Genomic DNA, 21,425 nt, shown 5'->3' with positions numbered 1-21,425 from the left:
TGGCGCCAGAGGCAGGCTGTATCCCCGGTGCGGCGTTGACTCTAAGACCACGGGCACCGGGCTCGGTTCAGGCGCTGCCGCGACACGGGGACACCCCATGACCGGACGGGATGACCTTCCACCGATCGTCATGGAGGTGGATGCCCAGGGACTGCGCTGCCCCCTGCCATTGCTCAAAGCCAAGCAGGCTCTGCGCGATGTGGCGCCGGGCGAGGCCGTGCGAGTTCTCGCGACGGACGGCGGCTCGGTCCGGGATTTTCAGACATTTGCTGCCTTGGCGGGCCACCGGCTGGAACGGGAAGAATCGCCCGACGGCCTCTACATCTACATTCTGGTAAAATCCTGACCACGCATTAAGCGTGACGACAGGTCAAAACGGACACTTATGCTGAAGATTATTCGCCGTTGGATTGATCGCTACTTCTCCGATGAGGAGGCGGTACTGCTGCTGGTGCTGCTGGCGGTAGGCCTGGTGGTCATCCTGACTCTGGGGGCTGTGCTGGCGCCCATGATTGCCAGTCTGATCATCGCGTTTCTGATGCAGGGTATGGTGGTTCGCCTGAAATCCTGGGGCGTCCCGCATTGGCTGGCCGTATTGATCACGTTTCTCGTGCTGATGACCAGTGTGGCGGCGATCATGCTGGGTCTGGTGCCGGTCATCTGGCAACAGTCCACCCGCTTTTTTGCCGAGTTGCCCAGAATGCTCAGAGAGTGGCAGGAGTTGATGCTGCTTTTGCCCGAGCGCTATCCGAGCCTGATCAGTGAGGCTCAGGTGGAGCAGATGATGTCCATTACCAGCTCTGAACTGGGGTATGTCGGGCAGTACATTGTCAGCTTTTCCGTGTCCAATTTGCCGGTGTTGGCCACCGTGCTCGTATACTTCGTTCTGGTACCCATTCTGGTGTATTTCTTCCTCAAGGACAGTCAGTCCATCATGCGCTGGTTCGCGGGCTTTCTGCCGGAGAAGCGACCGCTGATGAGCAAGATCTGGGAGGAGATGAACCAGCAGATCGCCAATTACGTCAGGGGCAAGGCCATCGAGATTGCTATCGTCGGTGCGACCGCCTATGTCGTCTTTGTCCTGTTCGGCCTGAATTACAGCGCCCTGCTGGCCATCGCGGTTGGGCTGTCTGTATTGGTACCCTACATCGGCGCGGCGGTTGCCACCATACCGGTGGCGTTGGTGGGCTTTTTCCAGTGGGGCTGGGGGCCGGAATTTGTTTATCTGCTGATCGCCTATGGTGTCCTGCAGGCGCTGGATGGCAATGTGCTGGTGCCGCTGCTGTTTTCCGAAGCGGTCAATCTACATCCGGTGGCCATCATTCTGGCCGTGCTGGTCTTCGGTGGTTTGTGGGGGTTTTGGGGCGTGTTTTTCGCCATCCCTCTGGCCACCCTGGTCAAGGCGATTCTCTACGCCTGGCCGATTGGCGTCAAGGAGGCGCACAATCAGGAGTTGCAGGGACAGGCATCACATGACACCGAACAAAGCGAGGCATAATGCGCGCAGCTGTCTTTCTCCGCCGTTGGCGTCTGTCCCGGGCCGGTCTGTTGGTGATGCTCCTGCTAATGGCGGCCCACGCCCAGGCTCTGGTCCCCATAAAAGGTGATATCGATCACCGGGACTACCGTTATCTGGAGCTGGAAAACGGACTGAAAGTCCTGTTGATATCGGATCCCCAGGCGGAGAAGGCGGCGGCCTCTCTGGATGTCCATGTCGGTCATCACCAGAACCCGTTGGGTCGGGAAGGTCTGGCGCACTTTCTTGAACATATGCTCTTCCTGGGTACGGAAAAATACCCCGAGCCCGGTGCTTATCCTGCGTTTATCAGCCGTCACGGTGGCAGCCACAACGCTTACACCGCGAGTGAGCATACCAATTATTTCTTCGATATCGACCCCGAATACCTTGAGCCGGCGCTGGACCGCTTTGCACAGTTTTTTATCGCACCGCGGTTCAATCCCGAGTACGTTGACCGGGAACGCTTTGCGGTGGAGTCGGAATTCAAGGCCCGCTTGAACGATGACGCTCGCCGTATTCACGATGTCTACCAGGCGTTGATGAATCCGGCCCACCCGGCGGCCCGTTTTGGGGTCGGCAATCTCACCACCCTGGCCGATACCGAAGAGCGTCCCCTTCGGGCCGATCTGATCGATTTCTATCAGCGCTACTATTCATCGGATCTGATGTCACTGGTGGTTCTGGGGCGGGAAAATCTGGATGCCCTGCAGAAGCAGGTGACCGAGCGGTTCAAAGCCATACCCGTTCGGGACGTATCACTGCCGGAAGCCTATCCTCCCCTGTTTGGGAAAGACCAATTGCCGATGAGGGTGTCCATCGAGCCCGAAAAAGACCTTCGTCGCCTGTCCCTCCTGTTCCCGCTCCCGGTCAGCGCGGAGAGCGAGGCTCATAAGCCATTGCACTATATCGGCCACTTGCTGGGGCACGAAGGGGAGGGCAGTCTGTTGTCGCTGCTCAAGGAGCTCGGCTGGGCGGAGGGCCTGAGCGCGGGAACCCGGCACCGTGACCGGCACGACGCGCTGTTTCAGGTTTCGATCGAGTTGACCGAGCTTGGAGTGCGGGCCGCGGATCAGATTGTTGCGCTGGTGTTTCATGCCATCAAACAGATCGAAGCCCGGGGGCTGGACGCCTGGCGCTACGAAGAGCTTCAGCAAATGGCGAACATTGATTTCCGTTTCCAGGAGGTTCGCTCCCCGGTGGAGACGGTGCGGGGGCTTGCGCATCGGCTGCATCTCTACGACCCGGTCAACGTACTGTGGGGCGATTATCGGTATGCGGGGTATGACGCCCGGTTGATCAAGAAGTACCTGGGCTATCTCAATAGCGGCAATGTGCTGGTTTCCCTGGTGGCGCCCACGGTGGAGGGCAATGTCCGGTCGCCGTATTATCAGGCTCCCTACCGGGTGGACGATCAGCCGGTCGAGCAGCCGGCGATCAAGGCGCGAATCCAGAAGCAACTGACGTTGCCCAAGCCCAACGACTTTATCCCCACCCGGTTGGCCGTAAAAGAGGCGCCGTTGCTGCCGGGGCCGGGCGCCTCGCCCACAAAAGCGCCCGGCCTGCCCGAGGCGGTGGTGGACAAGGCACGAATCAAAGTCTGGTACCAATGGGATCAGGAGTTTGAGGTTCCCAAAACCAGCATGCGACTTCGTCTCAAGCTTCCCCGGGTGGCTGGCAGTGTCGAGGGCGCGACCAAAGCCGAGCTGTTATCCGAGCTGGTGCGAGACCAGCTCAATGAATTTGCTTACCCGGCCCAACTGGCCGGGCTGGATTTCTCGTTACGCCCCAACACCCGGGGCCTGGATATTGAAATCTTCGGGTACAGCAGTCGCCAGAATCTATTGTTGACCCGCATTGTGGAGGCGTTGCGCAAGGGGCGGTTTGAGCAGGATCGCTTTGATGACCTCAAGCGCACGGTGGCGCGGCGTTGGCGCAACGAAGCGCTCGATACGCCCTACGGGGTTATTGCCAGACAGGTGCCGCGCCTGCACTTTGCGCCCTATTCTCTGGGGCGGGACAAGCTCCGGGTGCTCGAGGGCATCGATCTTAAAGCCATTCACCAGTTCGCCGATTCGGTACTCAAAGACGCGGAACTGGAAGTGTTGCTGTACGGTAACCTGTATCGCCAGGAGGCGGTGCGCCTGGCCGCTTACCTCGAGCATCAATTGCTCGGTGACCTGACGCGCCAGGATCTGGCGCCGGCCCGGGTGTTCCGCCTGAAATCCCGGGGCCCCTGGGTGTATGAGCGGCCTCTGGAGCACGATGACAGTGTCACCATGCTGTACGTCCAGGGACTCTCCACGGAGCTGGATGATGTGGCCCATATGCAGCTGGCCCGACGGCTACTGCAACCGGCGTTTTTCCATGAGCTGCGCACCGAGAAGCAGTTGGGCTATGTGGCCACGGTGTTTGGGTTGCCGCTCAAAGATCAGGAGGGCACCGTGCTGGTCGTCCAGTCGCCATCGGTTGACAGTGATCGCCTCTGGCGGGAAATGGATGGCTTCCTGGCTGGCGCCGAAATCCACTTAAAAGAGGGGCTGGCGGAACAGAAAACGGCGTTGGTTCGCGAGTTGCGCGAACCGGCAAAGACCCTGTATCAGCAATCTGACCGGTATTGGGAGGGCCTGATGATGGGGGACACCCGTTTCGACCGGCGCGAACGCCTGGCCCAGGCGGTAGAGGCTGTGACCGCTGATTCCCTGCAGGCCTATTACAGGAAGGTGTTTGCCGATCCCGCCCGGCGCTTGTGGCTGGTGACGGACCGGTCGGAAGAAGCACCGGCGGCCAAGGTGATCGACGCCATACCCGACTACCAAAAGGCCCTTGAGGCCCTCAGCTACCCCTGAGGCCGCTGCTCGGCGGCGGACTGGTAAAAAAGGCGTGAATATGTAAGAATTCGCTGATTTTTCGGCTCTACCAATACTGGCCATAACCCTATATAACATCCCACACAAGGGCTCTATGGCGGTGCAGAGACACCTGTTTTCAATTTCCTATTGATTGAACGCAACGATTAGATGTGCCAATGCGTGCACGGCTGAGGAGAATTTAATGCAAGAAGATATCGATGCCCTCGAAACGAGAGAATGGCTGGATGCCCTTGAGTCAGTTGTTCGCCACGCAGGCAAAGAACGGGCCACTTTCCTTCTTAAGCAACTGTCAGAGAACGCGGTAGACCACGGTATTGATCAGCCTTCGGCGATCACCACCCCTTATCGCAACACCATTCCGGTTTCGAAAGAAGTGCAGAGCCCCGGCGATGCCTACATCGAGCGCAAGATTCGCTCCATCGTTCGCTGGAACGCCATTGCGATGGTGGTACGTGCGAACAAGAGTGCCGACGAGCTGGGTGGCCACATTGCCTCCTTCTCCTCAGCTGCGACCCTCTATGAAGTCGGATTCAACCATTTTTGGCGCGGCAGCGAAGACGGTAAGCCGGGCGACCTGGTGTACTTTCAGGGCCACAGCTCACCGGGTATGTACGCCCGCTCCTTCCTCGAAGGTCGCCTGACCGAAGAGCAACTGGATAATTTCCGTCGCGAAGTGGACGGTAAAGGCCTGTCCTCCTATCCGCACCCCTGGTTGATGCCGGATTACTGGCAGTTCCCGACCGTGTCCATGGGGCTCGGCCCGATCAACGCCATTTATCAGGCGCATGTGATGCGCTACCTGGACCAGCGCGGTCTGATTGAAAAAGGCGACCGGAAAATCTGGGCCTTCCTGGGTGACGGTGAGTGTGATGAGCCGGAATCTCTGGGTGCCATTTCTCTGGCGGGCCGCGAGAAGCTCGACAACCTGATCTTTGTCATCAACTGTAACCTGCAGCGCCTGGACGGCCCGGTGCGCGGTAACGGCAAAGTGGTTCAGGAACTCGAGGGCGTATTCCGCGGTGCCGGCTGGAACGTGGTCAAGGTTCTGTGGGGCGGCCAGTGGGACAAACTGCTGGAAAAAGACAAAACCGGCTTGCTGCAGAAGCGTATGGACGAAGTCCTCGACGGCGAAATGCAGAACTACAAGGCCAATGGGGGCGCTTACACCCGTGAGCATTTCTTCGGAAAATACCCCGAGCTGCTCGAGTTGGTCAAAGACATGACCGACGACGAAATTCTGCACCTGGCTCGTGGTGGTCACGACTCGCACAAGGTGTATAACGCCTATCACAACGCGGTGAATACCAAAGGCCAACCCACCGTCATTCTGGCCCAGACCGTAAAAGGTTATGGCATGGGCCCGACCGGTGAAGCGGTCAACAATGCGCACCAGGTCAAGAAGCTCGATATCGATGCGCTCAAGACCTTCCGGGACCGTTTCAACATCCCGATCGAAGACAAAGATCTGGAGAAAATCCCGTACTATCGTCCGCCGGAAGACAGCGCAGAAATGCAGTACCTGCACGAGCGGCGTAAGCAGCTCAACGGTTATCTGCCGGCCCGTAAAGCGGATTTTGAGGCGCTGGAAATTCCGCCGCTGGAAACATTCAGCAAGCAGCTCGAAGGCACTGGCGACCGCACCATTTCCACTACCATGGCCTTTGTGCGCGTGCTCAACACGTTGATCAAAGACAAGAAAGTGGGCGATAAAGTGGTTCCGATCGTGCCGGACGAAGCCCGTACCTTCGGTATGGAAGGCATGTTCCGCCAGATCGGTATTTACTCGGCCGAAGGCCAGAAGTACACGCCGCAGGATGCCGGTCAGATCATGTACTACAAAGAGGATCAGAAAGGCCAGATCCTCGAGGAAGGTATCAACGAAGCCGGTTCCATGTCCGCGTGGATTGCGGCCGCGACCTCCTACAGCAACCATCATCAGCCGTTGCTGCCGTTCTACATCTATTACTCGATGTTCGGTTTCCAGCGCATCGGTGACCTGGCCTGGTTGGCCGGCGATGCCCAGGCGCGTGGCTTCCTGCTCGGCGGTACCGCCGGTCGCACGACCCTGAACGGGGAAGGTCTGCAGCACCAGGATGGCCACAGCCATATTCTGGCCAATACCATCCCGAACTGCCGCACCTATGACCCGACTTACTCCTACGAAGTCGCGGTGATCGTGCAGGATGGCCTGAAGCGTATGTATCAGGACAAGGAAAGCTGCTACTACTATATTACCCTGATGAACGAAAACTACGTTCATCCGGATATGCCCAAGGGCGTCGAAGAGGGTATCATCAAGGGTATCTACCAACTGGAAAAAGGTACCAGCAAGAAGAAAAATCGTGTTCAGTTACTGGGCTCCGGTACGATTTTGCAGGAAGTACGGGCTGCGGCTGAAATTCTGCGCAACGATTTCAGCGTGGAGGCCGATGTCTGGAGTGTCACCAGCGTGAACGAACTGACCCGCGATGGTCAGCGCGCCGCTCGCTGGAATCTGCTCCACCCCGGTGATAAGCCCCGCAAGGCGTACCTGACCGAGCAACTGGAAAAGCAGGAAGGCCCGTTCATCATCGCGACCGATTACATGAAGAACTACTCGGAACAACTGCGTCCCTACGTGCCGGGCGACTACTATGTACTGGGTACTGACGGTTTCGGTCGCAGTGACAGCCGTGAAAAACTGCGCCACTTCTTTGAAGTGGATCGCAACTTCGTTGTGATTGCCGCGCTCAAGTCCCTGGCGGATCAGGGCAAAGTGAAGCCCGAGGTGGTCAGCAAGGCCATCAAGCAGTTTGGTATTGATCCGGACAAGGCCGACCCTCTGACCGTTTAAAACAACGTGTGCGCCCCGGGGCTGAGTCCCCGGGGTTTTGGGTCGAACACCAAGAATATGAGTGAGGAGTTACTGTGGCCACAGAAACCATCAAAGTCCCCGATATCGGCGGCTCCGAAGATGTAGAAGTGATTGAGATCAGCGTCGCGGTGGGGGATACCGTCGCCGCTGAAGATACACTGATTGTGCTGGAAACTGACAAGGCGTCCATGGACATCCCTTGCCCCAAGGCGGGTAAGGTCACCGCCATCTCCGTCAAAGAGGGCGACAAGGTGTCGGAAGGTTCCGCCATTCTCGAGTTGGAACTGGAGGGTGAGGGCGCCGGTGACGACAGCCAGAACGAAAGCGCTGAATCGTCCGCTTCGGATAAAGCCGCAGAGTCCAAGGCCTCGCAAGAGGCGCCCAAGGCCTCCGGCGGCAGTGAAATGGATATCCCGGTGCCGGATATCGGCGGTTCGGAAGGTGTGGAAGTCATTGAGGTGTGCGTCAAAGCCGGTGATGAGGTCTCCGAAGGGGATTCATTGATCGTGCTGGAAACCGACAAGGCCTCCATGGAAATCCCGGCGCCGGCCAGCGGCACCATCAGCAGCATCGCGTTGAAAGAAGGCGATAAAGTGTCCGAAGGCGATGTCATCGGGAAAATGAAAACCGCTGGTGGCGAAGCACCCGCGCAGAGTCAGCCGGCAAGCCAGTCCGGTTCGGAAAGTGCCGCTCCAGCCGCGCCTCAGGGCGGTGGTGAGCAGGACATGCCGGTGCCGGATATCGGCGGCGCGGAAGGCGTGGAAGTGATCGAAGTCAGCGTCAAGGCCGGCGATGAAGTGTCCGAAGGCGACACCCTGATCGTGCTGGAAACGGACAAGGCGTCAATGGAAATTCCCGCTCCGGCCTCCGGCAAGATCAAAAGCATCGCCCTGAAAGAGGGGGACAAGGTGTCCCAGGGTGACCTGATCGGTGTCATCGAAGCCGAAGGCAGTGCCGCACCGGCACCGTCTGCTCCGGCCAAGAGCGAAGCGCCCGCCAAGAGTGAGCCCGCACCCAAAGCCGAGTCGTCTTCTCCGGCGACCGCCACGGCGGCCAGCGCCGAAGTCATCAACAGTGGTGATGTGTACGCCGGCCCCGCCGTGCGTCGACTGGGGCGTCAACTGGGTGTTGATCTCGCCAAGGTGAAAGGCTCCGGTCCTCGCGGTCGCATCACCAAAGACGATGTTCGCGACTATGTGAAGAACATCGTTACGGCGTCCCAGTCCGGTGCGGCACCGGCCGCGGGTGGTGGCGCGATTCCGCGTGTACCGCCGATCGACTTCAGCAAGTTCGGTGAAGTCGAAGAAGTGAAGATGAGCAAGATCAAAAAGCTCACCGCGGACAATATGACCCGCAGCTGGCTCAATGTCCCGCACGTGACTCAGTGGGACGACGCCGATATTACCGATATGGAAGAGTTCCGCCAAGGGCTGAAAGCCGAGGCCGAAAAACGCGGCACCAAGCTGACACCTTTGCCGTTCCTGCTCAAAGCCTGCGCCGCAGCGCTGGAAGCGGAGCCGAGCTTCAACGTGTCCCTGCATCACGACGGTGAACATATTGTGCAGAAGAAGTATGTTCACATTGGTATCGCGGTGGACACTCCGAATGGCTTGATGGTGCCGGTGATTCGTGACGTCAACAAGAAAGGGTTGTGGCAACTGACCGAAGAGGTCAACGCCATGGCCAAGAAGGCGCGCGACGGCAAACTGACCGCGGCGGACATGCAGGGTGGGTGCTTTACCATCTCCAGCCTGGGTGCCATGGGCGGCAGCGGCTTCACGCCGATTGTGAACACGCCTGAAGTGGGTATCCTGGGCGTGTCTCGTGCCCAGATCAAGCCGGTATGGAATGGCAAAGAGTTTGTGCCGCGCAACATGTTGCCGATCTCTCTGTCCTACGACCATCGCGCGATCAACGGTGCGGATGCCGGTCGTTTCTTCACTTTCCTGGCCGGGGCGCTGGCGGATGTACGTCGCCTGTTGCTCTGAGTTCTGGTGAAGTGTTGAAGTCACAAAAAAGGCCAGCGTTTGCTGGCCTTTTTTGTATGTATGTCGGCATCCCTGGGGTGCCAAATCAACCATTCAAAATGATAAAACCAACGAGAGAACACCATGAAACAACTCGCTTCGTTATTCGTCCCCGTGTTTTTGTTCGGCTGCGCTCAAGCCGTTATCACCGAACCTCCGGTGCCGTTTGAAAACACCTATACGGCGGAAAATACCTATCAAAAGGAAGTGAAGCACTTCCCGCACATTGAAATCGCCAGTCTCGATACGCCCGACGGGGTCCACGTCGAACGGGATCTGACCTATGTGCAATATGGTCGGCGGGCGCTGCAACTGGATCTGCATCGGCCAGAAGCGGGGCGTCATCGCCCGGCGGTGGTTCTGGTGCACGGGGGCGGTTGGCGCTCCGGTTACCGGGAAAACCTGACGCCTCTGGCCAACGCGCTGGCGGAGCGAGGCTTTGTGGTGGCCAATATCAGCTATCGCCTGGCGCCAGAGGCGCGCTTCCCGGCCGCCATTCATGACGTCAAGGCGGCGATCCGGTGGCTACGCGCGCATGCCGATGCCTACGGCGTTAACCCCAACCAGATTGCGGTGGGGGGTACCTCGGCCGGTGGGCAAATTGCCAGCCTGACCGGTATTACGGCTGGCGATCCGTATTTTGATCTGAATCAAAAGAACAGCTCGATATCCAGTGACGTGCAAGCGATACTGAATATTGATGGTCTGTCCGATTTTACCTCGGAAGAAGCTCGCTATTACGAGGATGATCCGAGCAAGAACCCCTCGTCGGCCGGCTCCTGGTTTGGTGGGCGCTATTCAGAACAAACCGGGCTTTGGCACAAGGGTTCTCCAATCTACTACGTCCATGGGGACATGCCCCCCATTCTGTTTCTGAACAGTGCCCAGGAGCGTTTTGGTGTCGGCCGTGATGAAATGATAGCGAAGATGAAGCCCCTGGGAGTCGAGTATCATGTTCGGCGCTTTGATGATACGCCGCACACGTTCTGGCTGTTTGATCCGTGGCTACAACCCACCGCTGACGAGATCGCGGCTTTTCTTCAACGCTTATGGAGCGGCTCTGGTAGCGCGTCAGAGTGAAGCGTATGATGGTTCCGCGTCGCTTTGATATGGAGGTAATTCCGGTTTGAGTCAACCGCCTGGGAAACGCTCACCCCTGATTCTGCCCGCACTGGTGTTTCTGTTGGTGATCGGTGTGGTAGAAGGGGTGATCTTCTCGTACAAGGGGAAGTTGTACAGCGAACAGCGCTTACAGGCGCTGACCTTCGCCGCCGATCTGCGCTCCAACGCCGAGCGGGAGCTGAACAACGTCCTGTATCTCACTCGCGGCCTGAGCAGTTACTTCTCGGTACGGCACGACTCACTGGAACGTGATGAAATCCTCAGTATCCTGCGTGTCGCCTACCAGACCAGCCCTTTGATCCGCAACTTCGGAGTCGCCGTCAATTACCGGCTTACCTACGTTTATCCGCCTGAAGGCAACCAGGCCGCGATTGGCCTTGATTACCGCGAGCTGGAATCGCAGTGGCCGGATGTCAAACGCGCGGTCGAACAGCGCCGACCCGTGCTGTCCGAAGGCGTCGATTTGCTTCAGGGGGGCAAGGCGTTTGTATACCGCGACCCGATTTACGTCGACGATGCGTACTGGGGGCTGCTGTCCACCGTGATTGACGCGGAACCATTGCTTGATGCCATGTTTGGCGTGATGGAAGGTGACAGTCGGCACAGATTCTCGGTACGGGCGAACCGTAGGAATCAGCAACCGGTCCACCTGTGGGGAGATGACGCGTTGTTCCATCAGGACGGAGTGGTGCGATTGACATCCGGACGGGACTGGGAGTTTGTGGTTCAGACCCGTACCGGGGATACCCACTGGCTCCCCATATTCACCTTGCGGATATTCGGATGGGTGTTGGCATTGGTGGCGGCGTTGGGAACTTACTCGGCAGTGCTGCATCGGCGTCAGCGCCTGGTGCCGGGTTCCAGAGATCGGAAGTCAGCGCTCGAGTAGAGCGCGGCTCAGATTGGGGGCGAGCCGTCGGGCAAGTTCGGCGGAACCGAGGCCCGATAGCGCGCCGCCTATATTGGCCAGTATGTCACCGAAACTGAACGTCCGCGGCGGCATGAAGTGCTGAATGATTTCAATACCCGTCGAGTACGCCACCAGGACCAGCAGACGTTGCCACATCGGCCAGCCGGGCAGGGCGACCGTTATGGACCAGCCGGCGATCCCGTAGCCGAGAAAGTGCATCAGCTTGTCGTTGTACTGGGGGATGTGGGGGCCGGAGGCGGTGGTGAGCCCAAAATAGGTGTAAATCGCCAGCAGCAGTGCGAACTGCCACCGGCACAGCGGGCGCCACCAGTTCGGTAGAATCATGCTTAGCGCAATACCATCAGAGAGATACGGGTTTTACTGATCATGTGAGTGGTGGTGCTGCCCACGATCAGTTGCCGAATGCGCGAATGGCCGTAGGCGCCCATAATCAGCAGGTCGATATTGTGCGTGTGCTGATACTCTTCCAGGACGGTTTCCGGGTCGCCGGCAATGATGGTGGCCTGGGTCTCGAAACCGGCGTCGGTCAGTTTGTTCTTCGCCCAATCCAGTTGTTCACGGTTGCTGTCGACGTCGGCACCAACCGTGACCAGGTGAATCGGAATACCCTTGAACAGCGGACTGGCCGCAACCATATCCACACCTGTACGGGTGGTGGCGCTGCCGTCGAAGGCGAACATGATCGCCTTGGGCGGTTCAAAACTCTGCTGGGCAATGAGAATCGGCCGGTGCAGGGTGCGGATGATCTGCTCCAGATGGCTTCCGATATGGCCGTGCGCCGAGGCGGTGTCGGCACCGCGCTTGCCCACCACCAGCATCCGGGTTTCGGCTTCCAGTTCGGCGAGGGCGTTGACCAGCTCGCCATGACGCTGACGGGTTTCCACCCCGGTCAGGCCTTTCTGTTCGACCCGTTCACGGGCGGCTTTCAACATCAGCCGGCCATGTTCCATGGCGACTTTGGCGCGCTGCTCGTCCAGGCTGGCCAGCTCCTCCAGCAGAGCCTCCTGAGCGCCAAACCCGATGCTGCCGCTGAGGTTCTGCTGACTGCTCTTGGTGGGCTCATCCAACACGTGAACGAGGCTCAGGGGCGCCTCCATTCGCTGGGCGGACCAGGCCGCATAATCACAGACGGATTCCGCGTAATGAGAGTCGTCAATACAGGCAATGACTTTGTTGTGCATACTCATTCTCTCGGTTAGTGGCCCATCAGGCGTTCAACGGCATCCGGCTTGTCGTGCACGGCAAACCGATCCACCAGGGTGGCACTGGCCTCGTTCAGACCAACCAATTCCACATCGGTGCCTTCCCGGCGGAACTTGAGCACCACCTTATCCAGTGAGCTGATTGCCGTAATGTCCCAGAAGTGAGCGCGGTGCAGGTCGATGGTAACCTTTTCGATCGCTTCTTTGAAATCGAACCCGTCAATAAACTGCTCGGCGGAGGTAAAGAACACCTGCCCGACTACATGGTAGGTACGGTGTTCGCCATCGTCGGAGAGGCTGGAGCCGATGTACAGAATATCGCCCACCTTACGGGCGAAGAACAATGCACTGAGCAGCACGCCCACCAGAACGCCAAGGGCCAGGTTGTGAGTGGCCACAACCACAGCCACCGTGCTGACCATGACGATACTGGAACTCTTGGGATTGTCTTTGAGATTTTTGACCGAAGACCAACTGAAGGTACCAATCGACACCATGATCATGACTGCGACCAGAGCGGCCATGGGGATTGCAGCGACCCACTGATCCAGGAAGACCACCATAATCAGTAGCACGACCCCGGCGGTCAGGGTGGAGAGGCGGGTGCGACCACCGGATTTCACATTGATCACCGACTGGCCGATCATGGCGCAACCGGCCATTCCGCCCAGCAGGCCGGAGCCGATATTGGCGGTACCCTGGCCGATGCACTCGCGGTTTTTGTTACTCGGGGTATCGGTCAGATCATCGACAATGGTGGCGGTCATCATGGACTCCAGCAGGCCGACCACCGCCAGGGTGATCGAGTAAGGGAAAATGATCTGCAGGGTTTCAAAGTTCAGCGGCACATCGGGCCAGAGGAATACGGGCAGGCTGTCTGGCAGCTCGCCCATATCGCCCACGGTACGGATGTCCATACCCAGGTACATGGCGATGCCGGTCAGGACAATGATGCATACCAGCGGGGAGGGCACCGCTTTGGTCAACAGCGGAAACAGATAGATGATGCCGAGGCCCGCCGCGAGCATGAGATAAACCGGCAGGGTGGCATTTTGTCCGGTGATTTCCGGCAACTGCGCGAGGAAAATCAGAATCGCCAGGGCGTTCACAAATCCGGTCACCACCGAGCGGGAGACAAAACGCATCAGCGCCCCCAGCTTGAAAATCCCCGCAATGATCTGAAAGACACCGGTCAGCAGAGTGGCGGCCAGCAGGTATTCCAATCCGTGTTCCTTGACCAGCGTCACCATCAACAGAGCCATGGCACCGGTGGCGGCGGAAATCATGCCCGGGCGGCCGCCCACAAAGGCGGTGACCGCGGCGATACAGAAGGAGGCGTAGAGACCGACCTTGGGGTCCACCCCGGCGATGATGGAGAAGGCGATGGCTTCGGGAATCAGCGCCAGCGCCACCACAATACCGGCGAGGCTGTCGCCTTTGAGGTTCGAGAACCAATCCTGTCGAATGTTTGCGAGCATAAATAGTTTCCAGCAGTTCGAAGTCAATACCGTGGACGGCCGTGCAGGACGGGCGTCACCGATGGTTTTGAAAAGAAAGAACCGGCAGGCAAAGCGCCGACGCGCGGCGGTTTACTGATCGTGTGGACGGGCAACGGAGTATTCCATGGAGGCTCCAGGGCGCTGATGCGCGGGAGCTCCCAGTGCCAAGTCGCAAAACCGGTGATGGGTATCGTTATTATCAGCACCCAGGCTGGCGCGGCGCGGGGCCGTCAGACCGGTGGCTTGGTTTGAAGGCGGCGAAGTATACCCGAAAAGGGCCCGGATTGCACGGGAGGAGCTGGCTAGCGGGGGCGGTCCGTCAGGGGCAGGAGCGCCTCGGCATCGTACAGATCTTGCGGCCGGTTGACGTTGAAAAACGGGTCATAGTCCGTCTGCTCAAAGGAGACCGATTCGGCTTTCTGCTCCCGTGCCCAGTCCTGCAGCCGTGGCGTTTTGCCCGCCTGCAGAGCCTCGCGAATGGCCGGCAGCAGGGAGCGATGCCAGAGCCCGAAGATCGGGTGGATCTGCTCGCCCGAGCGGGCCAGGACCAGAGTCGCGCCAGTCTCCCCGGCCCGGCGGTGCAGCTCACTGACCAGGTTGTCGGGGAAAAACGGCGTGTCGCTGGCAAAACTGGCCAGCCACTGTTGTTCGGGGCGATGGTTCTCCAGCCACTGCAAGCCGGCGTGAATACCCGCCAGAGGGCCGGGGAAGTTGGGGTACTCGTCGGACAAGACCGTCAGGCCGCTGCGGGTGAACCGCAGGTGGTTGCCGTTGGCGTTGAGCAGTAGTTCGTCCACCTGGGGCCTGGCTTTGGCGATCGCCCGCTGGAGCAGGGTCTGACCGCCCAGTGGCAGCAGGCACTTATCGCCGCCGCCCATACGGCGCGCGAGTCCTCCGGCGAGGATAATGCCCAGAATCGGGGGTCTGTCGTTCATAATCTCTGGTTAACGGTATCGGGTTTTACCAGTACTATACGCGGTAAGAGATTGAACGCGCGACTGTTTTGTGTCGATTTTTTTAACGGTTCCGTATCGGCGGAGCCGGTTTCACCGGGAGTCTTGAGTATGGGTCTTGATTTGCAGAGTCTGCGCCGGGAGTACTTGCGCGGTGGTTTGAACCTGGAAGATTTGAGCGCCAACCCCATTGATCAGTTTGAAGTCTGGATGGAGCAGGCGGTGAAGGCGGAGATTCCCGACCCCACGGCCATGGTGCTGGCCACCGCCTCTCCGGATGGGCAGCCATCGCAGCGCATTGTGTTGCTCAAAGGGCTGGACGAGCAGGGGTTTGTGTTCTACACCAACCGGACCAGTCGGAAGGGGCTTGAGCTGGCGGATAACCCGAAGGCCAGTCTGCATTTTCCCTGGCACTCACTGGAGCGCCAGGTGGACGTGTGCGGTAGGGTCGAGCCGCTTTCGCGCGAAGAGTCCGAGCGCTATTTCCGGTCCCGGCCCAAAGAGAGTCAATTATCCGCCTGGGCCTCCCACCAGAGTCGCCCCATTGCCTCCCGGGAAGCGTTGTTGGCGTACTTTCGTGACCTGGAAAAACGCTTTGAAGGACAGGAAATCCCGCTGCCGGACTTCTGGGGTGGTTACCGGGTTCGCCCCCATCAGGTGGAGTTCTGGCAGGGCGGGGCCCATCGCCTGCATGATCGGTTTGAGTACAACCTTCAGCCCGATGGCAACTGGACCATCGACCGACTGGAGCCCTGAGGGTGCAAGGCGTTTCAACCATGCGTTATGTGGACAGTAGCGCTGCCGGCGCACCATCGGTGTTAACCCTGGCCGAGGGCTCCGTTCCGGAGCCCAAGCCCGGTGAGGTGTTGATTCAGGTAGCGGCGGCGGGGGTAAACCGCCCCGACGTACTGCAACGACAGGGGTTGTACCCACCCCCGGAGGACGCCTCCCCGGTGCTGGGGCTGGAAGTCTCGGGAACGGTGGCTGCGGTGGGCAATCAGGTTCAGCGCTGGCAGGTGGGTGACCGGGTGTGTGCCCTGGTCAATGGTGGTGGCTATGCCGAGTATGCCGTCGCTCCGGCGGACCAATGCCTACCGCTACCCGAGGGCGTTGATCTGGAGGACGCCGCCGCCCTGCCGGAAGCCCTGTTCACCGTCTGGCACAATCTCTGGCAGCGGGCCCGTCTGCAGCCGGGCGAAACCCTGCTGATTCACGGCGGTGCCAGCGGCATTGGCACCACGGCCATACAGTTGGCCAAGGCCCTGGATCACCGCGTCATCGTGACCGCCGGCAGCCCTGAAAAGTGCGAGGCTTGCCTGGCGCTCGGAGCCGACCGGGCGATCAACTACCGCGAAAAGGATTTTGTCACCGAGGTCAAAGCCTTCACCGACGGCCAGGGCGCCGATGTGATTCTGGATATGGTCGGCGGCGACTACGTCCAACGCAATATCAAAGCGGCGGCCAAAGAAGGGCGCATCGTCAATATCGCTTTTTTAAGCGGCAGCAAAGTCGAGGTAGACTTGATGCCCCTGATGCTCAAGCGGCTGACCCTGACCGGCTCTACGTTGAGAGCCCAGAGCGCCGAAGCAAAAGCCGGCATCGCCCGCGAACTGGAACAACGCGTCTGGCCCCTGATTGCCCTCGGACGTGTGAGGCCATTGATCAATCACCGTTTCGCACTAAGCGACGCCCAAAAAGCCCACGAGCTGATGGAATCCAACACCCTGATCGGCAAAGCCATTATCGACTTATGACAAAAACCACTCCCCCTCGCCCCCTCGAAGGCATCCGCGTCATCGAACTCGGTCAACTCATCGCCGGCCCCTTCGCCGGCTGCATGCTCGCCTACTTCGGGGCCGAGGTCATCAAAATTGAACCGCCGGGCAAAGGCGACGCCCTGCGCGGCTGGCGCGTGGTGGAAGACGGCACCTCCCTCTGGTGGCGCAGCCTGGGGCGCAACAAAAAAAGCGTCACCCTGGACCTCAAACAGGACAAAGGCCGGGACATCGCCCGGCAACTGATCGACAGCGCCGATGTCCTGATCGAAAACTTCCGCCCCGGCGTGATGGAAGACTGGGGCCTCGGCCCCGACGTCATCAAGCAAAGCAACCCGGCACTGGTCTACTGCCGGATCTCCGGCTTCGGCCAGACCGGCCCCTACGCCAAAAAACCCGGCTTCGCCTCGGTGTGTGAAGGCATGAGCGGCTTTCGCTACGTCAACGGCCACCCGGATCAGGCACCGGTGCGCCCGAACCTGAGCATCGGTGATACCATCGCCGGCCTGCACGCGGCGTTGGGCATTACCCTGGCATTGTTGGAACGCGAGCGCCAACCGGGCGGCGAAGGTCAGGTGGTGGATGTGGCCCTGTACGAAGCCATGTTCAACCTGATGGAAGCGGTGGTGCCCGAATACGATGGCGCCGGCGTGATCCGCGAGCCCTCGGGCACCACCGTCACCGGCATCGTGCCCACCAACACCTACCGGTGTCAGGATGGCAAATACGTGGTGATCGGTGGCAACGGCGATTCCATTTTCCAGCGCCTGATGCGCGCGGCGGACCGGCCGGAGATGGCGGAAGACCCACGTATGGCCACCAACGCCGGGCGCGTCGAATGCGTGGAAGAAATCGATGCTGCATTGTCCGACTGGTGTGGTTCTCTAGAGTCCGCCGAAGTTCTGACCAAGCTCGAAGCAGCGCGGGTGCCCTCGGGCCCGATCTACAATGTCGCGGATATGATGGCCGACCCGCATTTTCAGGCGAGGGGTCTGTTCGAGCAGGTCGAGATCAATGGCAAACCACTGAAAATCCCGGCGATGATGCCGCGCCTGGACAGTACCCCCGGCGGCACCAACTGGCCCGGTCCAGAAGTGGGGCAGCATACCGATGGGGTGTTACAGGAGGCGCTGGGCCTGAGTGCCGAGGACTTGAGTCATCTGCGCGAACAGGGCATTGTGTAACGACCTGACCCGAGGCCCGATATAACGAGTAATGAGTTATGAACAAAACCGATGAAATACCTGGTGAGCCACTGAAGCCGGGCCGTTATCGCCACTACAAAGGCAAGGACTATCAGGTGCTGGAAGTGGCCACCCACAGCGAAACCGGGGAGGCCATGGTGGTCTACCGTTGCCTCTATGGCGATTACAGTCTCTGGGTCCGTCCGCTGTCCATGTTTACCGAATCGGTGGAAGTGGCCGGCGAAACCGTACCCCGCTTTGCCTATGTGGAACCCATGGAAAAGGATCACCTGTGGGCGGGACAGTAGCGACGGATACCGTGCACGAACGGGACGAATATTGGATGCGTCGCGCCCTGTCCCTGGCTGAGCAGGGCGCCCGATTGGGCGAAGTCCCCGTCGGGGCCATTCTGGTGCGTGATGACTCGGTGCTGGGCGAAGGCTTCAACCAACCCATTCGAGCGCAGGACCCCACCGCTCATGCCGAAGTGGTAGCGCTGCGCCAGGCCGCAACCCTGGAGCAGAACTACCGTCTGCCGGATACCACCCTGTATGTGACCCTCGAGCCCTGCACCATGTGCATCGGCGCCCTGATTCACGCCCGCGTCGCACGGTTGGTGTACGGCACCACCGAGCCCAAAGCCGGGGTGGTGGAAAGCCGCAACCAATTGGCGCAGACGGACTACTACAATCACTGGCTGGCGGTGCAGGGCGGGGTGCTTGCCGACGCGTGCCAACAGCAACTGACCGAATTTTTTCGCCGGCGCCGGGCTGAAGCCAAGGCGCGCAAGCAGACACAAAACCCTTCATGAAACATTACGACTGTGTGATTATCGGCGGCGGCGCCGCCGGGCTGATGTGTGCCGCCACCGCCGGTTTTCGCGGGCGAAGTGTAGCGGTGCTGGATCACGCCAACAAAGTGGGCAAAAAAATCCTGATGTCCGGTGGCGGCCGCTGTAATTTCACCAACTACGATGTCTCGCCCGAGAACTTCATTTCCGACAACCCCCACTTCTGCATCTCCGCCTTGCGCCGATACACCCCCTATGACTTTCTGGCACTGGTGCAGCGCTACGATCTCCAGTATCACGAAAAAGCGCTGGGACAATTGTTCTGTGATCACAAATCCCGGGATATTCTCGATATCCTCTTGGCCGAGTGCGACCAAGCGGGCGTGAGCATCCAGACCCGCTGTACCATTGAATCGATCGAGAAAACCGACAGCGGCTTTACCCTGGCCACGACCAACGGCGGCGTGCAGTGTGAATCCTTGGTGGTGGCCACCGGCGGGCTGTCCATTCCCACCATGGGCGCCACAGGCTTCGGTTATCAGATCGCCAAACAGTTCGGCCTGCCGGTCACCGAGCGGGAAGCGGCGTTGGTGCCCTTCACCCTGAGTGGCCAGTGGCTGGAGATTGCCTGTTCGCTCTCGGGCGTGTCACTGCCGGTGACGGTCGAGTGCGGCGAGCAGCGCTTTGCCGAAGCGTTGCTGTTCACCCACCGGGGTCTGAGTGGCCCGGCCATCTTGCAGATTTCCAACTATTGGCACCGCCAGGAAGCCATCACCATCGACTTCCTGCCGGGCGAATCGCTTGCAGACCTGCTGAACCAATGGCACTCCGACGGCCAGAAAACCACCCTGAAAAACCGCCTGTCCCGCCACCTGCCCAAGCGCTTTGTGGAAACCTGGCTGGAACTGCCGATCTTCCCGAGTGGCCTACAGGACAAACCTCTGGCGGAGTGGAGCCGCGCCGACATGGACGCCCTGTGCGAAGGCTTCCACCGCTGGCAGATCGTCCCGCCGGGCACCGAAGGCTACCGCACCGCGGAAGTCACCCGCGGCGGGGTGGATACCCAGGCGGTGTCCTCCAAGACCTTTGAGGCAAGAGCGGTGCCGGGGCTGTACTTTATTGGCGAGGTGCTCGACGTGACTGGATGGTTGGGGGGCTACAATTTCCAATGGGCCTGGGCCAGTGGGTACTGCGCTGGGCAGGTGATTTGACGGGGCAGAATCCGATATTTGAATTCCTGAAAAAATAGTGCACACTTTACTTCAAGGTAACGCACGCTTTTGCCCCTACGAGAATAATACTACCCGTCAAATCAAATGCTTACGGGAGTCAGGCAATAATAAGCGTGCCGAGAATCATGATAAACCGTGCTAGCACACTTTTACACCTAGGGTGAAACGGATGATCGTCAAAAAACTTCTTTTATTTCAGAATCTTAGCGTCGTTACTCCGTCTTTCCCCTCCGTGCAGAACCGTGCCGGCTCGATATACAGTTGTTCAATATTTACGGTGACCAATAGATAGTAAGGACTTAGAAATGACTGAGGAAAGACTTCAAGATATACAAAGTATAGCAATGCATGCCAATACCGTATTCTCGAAGATGTACGATGGTTTCGGCACGACTGTGGGCTTTTCCCGAGAACCTCAATTGCCTAATGCAGATATCATCACTATAGATTCCCTGCGGTCTGAAAAGCGGATTGCACTGGTTGTTATAGATGAAAAACCAGGTGTGGTTGCTCTCGCACAAGGCGTGAGAGGTACGGAGGATTTCACGTCTGTGGAGGAGTATCCTATCGATAGCTTTTCGTCGAATGATGTAGTCAAGGCTATGGAATCGGCATTTTGTTAAAGATCAATGTCGAATTGAACAAGCAACTGCACCCGACCGCCTTCGGCGGCAGGTGAGTTGGTCGTTATTTTATCAAAGCACACTTTCACTGAAGGAAGGCTGCATGGGTCAAGCAAAGCGTGAGTGGATGGAATCGCAAGAGCTAGAGCCAATGTATGAATGGATCGAAGAAAACTTCGGTGATGATGCTGGTGAAGAAGGCTCAAAAGAATGGAATAAAGCCGTTGAAGCTTTCCATGAATACTGTGAAGAGCAAGCGCGGCTGGAGAGAATCGATAGAGAACAGGATGAGTATGATTATTACCTGCATTTAACGCTAGGTGATGCAGACTCTATTTTTTATAAAGATATCTCAGAACTAAAAGACCTGCTTAGCGCGATTGAGCTAATGCTAAGCCCCACTTTGTGCAAAATGATTTATGCCCACGCGGTGACGATACTAGAGGTATACCTAGAGGACATTGTTAAGTCACTCATCGCATCGAGCGACACGCACCTTAATAATGCTATCAAGAATGTCCGTCCCTTCTCAGAAGAAAAGTTCAAGCTAAGCGAAATAGTGATAGAAGATGATGGAATAAGAAAATTCGTTATTGGTAAGCTGTCTGAAAACGTTTTTCATGATATTCCCAAGGTCGTCAATATCATCCGCGGGGTTCTTAATAAAAAAGTAAATGTGAGACTTGATGAGATATGTTCGGTCACTTCCAAAAGGCACGATATTGTTCACAGGAATGGAAAAAATAGAGATGGCGAGGTGCTCCCGTTAAACGGAGATGTTGTTAAATCAGCCATCGGAACCGTTGAAAAATTCGCTTACGAACTGCGAAGCAAGCTTTAAGCT

At 58.5% G+C, this 21,425-nt stretch carries 19 protein-coding genes; 15 read left to right on the top strand and 4 right to left on the bottom strand.

The window, feature by feature from the left end; genetic code table 11:
- The first annotated feature begins 97 nt into the window (after positions 1-97).
- From OOT55_RS07200 to OOT55_RS07170, 7 genes are all read left to right on the top strand, one after another.
- The gene (locus tag OOT55_RS07200) at positions 98-346 is read left to right on the top strand and encodes a sulfurtransferase TusA family protein (protein WP_265368431.1); all 249 of its coding nucleotides are present in this window, start codon (positions 98-100) and stop codon (positions 344-346) included.
- Positions 347-385: 39 nt separating this feature from the next.
- Positions 386-1,498 (top strand): AI-2E family transporter, encoded by a 1,113-nt coding sequence (locus OOT55_RS07195; protein ID WP_265368430.1) that lies wholly within the window; start codon positions 386-388, stop codon positions 1,496-1,498.
- On the top strand, positions 1,498-4,365 hold the full coding sequence (locus tag OOT55_RS07190; RefSeq protein ID WP_265368429.1) for an insulinase family protein: 2,868 nt from the start codon (positions 1,498-1,500) through the stop codon (positions 4,363-4,365). Before OOT55_RS07195 ends, OOT55_RS07190 begins: the two co-directional genes overlap by 1 nt.
- A 205-nt stretch (positions 4,366-4,570) precedes the next feature.
- A complete protein-coding gene (gene aceE / locus OOT55_RS07185; RefSeq protein WP_265368428.1) occupies positions 4,571-7,222 on the top strand; it encodes a pyruvate dehydrogenase (acetyl-transferring), homodimeric type in 2,652 nt (883 codons plus the stop codon).
- A gap of 74 nt (positions 7,223-7,296) precedes the next feature.
- Positions 7,297-9,231 carry a dihydrolipoyllysine-residue acetyltransferase gene (gene aceF / locus OOT55_RS07180; protein WP_265368427.1) on the top strand — a complete coding sequence of 645 codons (1,935 nt, stop codon included), beginning with the start codon at positions 7,297-7,299 and terminating at the stop codon, positions 9,229-9,231.
- Positions 9,232-9,354: 123 nt separating this feature from the next.
- Positions 9,355-10,350, top strand: a complete 996-nt coding sequence (locus tag OOT55_RS07175) for an alpha/beta hydrolase (RefSeq protein ID WP_265368426.1) — start codon at positions 9,355-9,357, stop codon at positions 10,348-10,350.
- Between the two features lie 46 nt (positions 10,351-10,396).
- On the top strand, positions 10,397-11,281 hold the full coding sequence (locus tag OOT55_RS07170) for a CHASE domain-containing protein (protein WP_265368425.1): 885 nt from the start codon (positions 10,397-10,399) through the stop codon (positions 11,279-11,281).
- On the opposite strand, the gene OOT55_RS07165 is transcribed toward OOT55_RS07170, so the two are convergent.
- The 4 genes from OOT55_RS07165 to mobA all read right to left on the bottom strand — a co-directional run bounded on the left by OOT55_RS07165 (position 11,267) and on the right by mobA (position 14,959).
- The gene (locus OOT55_RS07165) at positions 11,267-11,647 is read right to left on the bottom strand and encodes a VanZ family protein (RefSeq protein WP_265368424.1); all 381 of its coding nucleotides are present in this window, start codon (positions 11,645-11,647) and stop codon (positions 11,267-11,269) included. The two genes, OOT55_RS07170 and OOT55_RS07165, sit on opposite strands and share 15 nt — an antisense overlap.
- 2 nt (positions 11,648-11,649) lie before the next feature.
- On the bottom strand, positions 11,650-12,504 hold the full coding sequence (locus tag OOT55_RS07160) for a universal stress protein (RefSeq protein ID WP_265368423.1): 855 nt from the start codon (positions 12,502-12,504) through the stop codon (positions 11,650-11,652).
- 14 nt (positions 12,505-12,518) lie between these two features.
- Positions 12,519-14,003 (bottom strand): SulP family inorganic anion transporter, encoded by a 1,485-nt coding sequence (locus tag OOT55_RS07155; protein ID WP_265368422.1) that lies wholly within the window; start codon positions 14,001-14,003, stop codon positions 12,519-12,521.
- Positions 14,004-14,326: 323 nt separating this feature from the next.
- Positions 14,327-14,959 (bottom strand): molybdenum cofactor guanylyltransferase MobA, encoded by a 633-nt coding sequence (gene mobA, locus OOT55_RS07150; protein WP_265368421.1) that lies wholly within the window; start codon positions 14,957-14,959, stop codon positions 14,327-14,329.
- Positions 14,960-15,088: 129 nt separating this feature from the next.
- On the opposite strand from mobA, the gene pdxH reads away from it, so the two are divergent.
- The 8 genes from pdxH (at position 15,089) to OOT55_RS07110 (ending at position 21,422) form a co-directional block, all read left to right on the top strand.
- Positions 15,089-15,733, top strand: a complete 645-nt coding sequence (gene pdxH, locus OOT55_RS07145) for a pyridoxamine 5'-phosphate oxidase (RefSeq protein ID WP_265368420.1) — start codon at positions 15,089-15,091, stop codon at positions 15,731-15,733.
- Between the two features lie 20 nt (positions 15,734-15,753).
- Positions 15,754-16,731 carry an NAD(P)H-quinone oxidoreductase gene (locus OOT55_RS07140; RefSeq protein WP_265368802.1) on the top strand — a complete coding sequence of 326 codons (978 nt, stop codon included), beginning with the start codon at positions 15,754-15,756 and terminating at the stop codon, positions 16,729-16,731.
- On the top strand, positions 16,728-17,936 hold the full coding sequence (locus OOT55_RS07135; protein WP_265368419.1) for a CaiB/BaiF CoA transferase family protein: 1,209 nt from the start codon (positions 16,728-16,730) through the stop codon (positions 17,934-17,936). The genes OOT55_RS07140 and OOT55_RS07135 overlap by 4 nt, the downstream gene beginning before the upstream one ends.
- A 38-nt stretch (positions 17,937-17,974) precedes the next feature.
- Positions 17,975-18,244, top strand: coding sequence for a DUF1653 domain-containing protein (locus OOT55_RS07130; RefSeq protein ID WP_265368418.1), 270 nt, complete (start codon positions 17,975-17,977; stop codon positions 18,242-18,244).
- A complete protein-coding gene (gene tadA / locus OOT55_RS07125; protein WP_265368417.1) occupies positions 18,229-18,747 on the top strand; it encodes a tRNA adenosine(34) deaminase TadA in 519 nt (172 codons plus the stop codon). Before OOT55_RS07130 ends, tadA begins: the two co-directional genes overlap by 16 nt.
- On the top strand, positions 18,744-19,937 hold the full coding sequence (locus OOT55_RS07120; protein ID WP_265368416.1) for an NAD(P)/FAD-dependent oxidoreductase: 1,194 nt from the start codon (positions 18,744-18,746) through the stop codon (positions 19,935-19,937). The genes tadA and OOT55_RS07120 overlap by 4 nt, the downstream gene beginning before the upstream one ends.
- 326 nt (positions 19,938-20,263) lie before the next feature.
- Entirely contained in the window at positions 20,264-20,581 is a 318-nt protein-coding gene (locus OOT55_RS07115; RefSeq protein ID WP_265368415.1) for a hypothetical protein, read from the top strand.
- Between the two features lie 103 nt (positions 20,582-20,684).
- On the top strand, positions 20,685-21,422 hold the full coding sequence (locus tag OOT55_RS07110; RefSeq protein WP_265368414.1) for a HEPN domain-containing protein: 738 nt from the start codon (positions 20,685-20,687) through the stop codon (positions 21,420-21,422).
- The last annotated feature ends 3 nt before the right edge of the window (positions 21,423-21,425 follow it).

The organism is Marinimicrobium sp. C6131 (genome assembly GCF_026153455.1).
GTDB lineage: Bacteria > Pseudomonadota > Gammaproteobacteria > Pseudomonadales > Cellvibrionaceae > Marinimicrobium.
This window is presented reverse-complemented; position numbering and strand designations above follow the sequence as displayed.

What these genes read in the sequence shown, in the direction of transcription:
- OOT55_RS07200 (WP_265368431.1), top strand. Translation starts at nt 98, where the DNA reads ATGACCGGACGGGATGACCTTCCACCGATCGTCATGGAGGTGGATGCC.
- OOT55_RS07195 (WP_265368430.1), top strand. Translation starts at nt 386, where the DNA reads ATGCTGAAGATTATTCGCCGTTGGATTGATCGCTACTTCTCCGATGAG.
- OOT55_RS07190 (WP_265368429.1), top strand. Translation starts at nt 1,498, where the DNA reads ATGCGCGCAGCTGTCTTTCTCCGCCGTTGGCGTCTGTCCCGGGCCGGT.
- aceE (WP_265368428.1), top strand. Translation starts at nt 4,571, where the DNA reads ATGCAAGAAGATATCGATGCCCTCGAAACGAGAGAATGGCTGGATGCC.
- OOT55_RS07175 (WP_265368426.1), top strand. Translation starts at nt 9,355, where the DNA reads ATGAAACAACTCGCTTCGTTATTCGTCCCCGTGTTTTTGTTCGGCTGC.
- OOT55_RS07165 (WP_265368424.1), bottom strand. Translation starts at nt 11,647, where the DNA reads ATGATTCTACCGAACTGGTGGCGCCCGCTGTGCCGGTGGCAGTTCGCA.
- OOT55_RS07160 (WP_265368423.1), bottom strand. Translation starts at nt 12,504, where the DNA reads ATGCACAACAAAGTCATTGCCTGTATTGACGACTCTCATTACGCGGAA.
- OOT55_RS07155 (WP_265368422.1), bottom strand. Translation starts at nt 14,003, where the DNA reads ATGCTCGCAAACATTCGACAGGATTGGTTCTCGAACCTCAAAGGCGAC.
- mobA (WP_265368421.1), bottom strand. Translation starts at nt 14,959, where the DNA reads ATGAACGACAGACCCCCGATTCTGGGCATTATCCTCGCCGGAGGACTC.
- pdxH (WP_265368420.1), top strand. Translation starts at nt 15,089, where the DNA reads ATGGGTCTTGATTTGCAGAGTCTGCGCCGGGAGTACTTGCGCGGTGGT.
- OOT55_RS07140 (WP_265368802.1), top strand. Translation starts at nt 15,754, where the DNA reads ATGCGTTATGTGGACAGTAGCGCTGCCGGCGCACCATCGGTGTTAACC.
- OOT55_RS07135 (WP_265368419.1), top strand. Translation starts at nt 16,728, where the DNA reads ATGACAAAAACCACTCCCCCTCGCCCCCTCGAAGGCATCCGCGTCATC.
- OOT55_RS07130 (WP_265368418.1), top strand. Translation starts at nt 17,975, where the DNA reads ATGAACAAAACCGATGAAATACCTGGTGAGCCACTGAAGCCGGGCCGT.
- OOT55_RS07120 (WP_265368416.1), top strand. Translation starts at nt 18,744, where the DNA reads ATGAAACATTACGACTGTGTGATTATCGGCGGCGGCGCCGCCGGGCTG.
- OOT55_RS07115 (WP_265368415.1), top strand. Translation starts at nt 20,264, where the DNA reads ATGACTGAGGAAAGACTTCAAGATATACAAAGTATAGCAATGCATGCC.
- OOT55_RS07110 (WP_265368414.1), top strand. Translation starts at nt 20,685, where the DNA reads ATGGGTCAAGCAAAGCGTGAGTGGATGGAATCGCAAGAGCTAGAGCCA.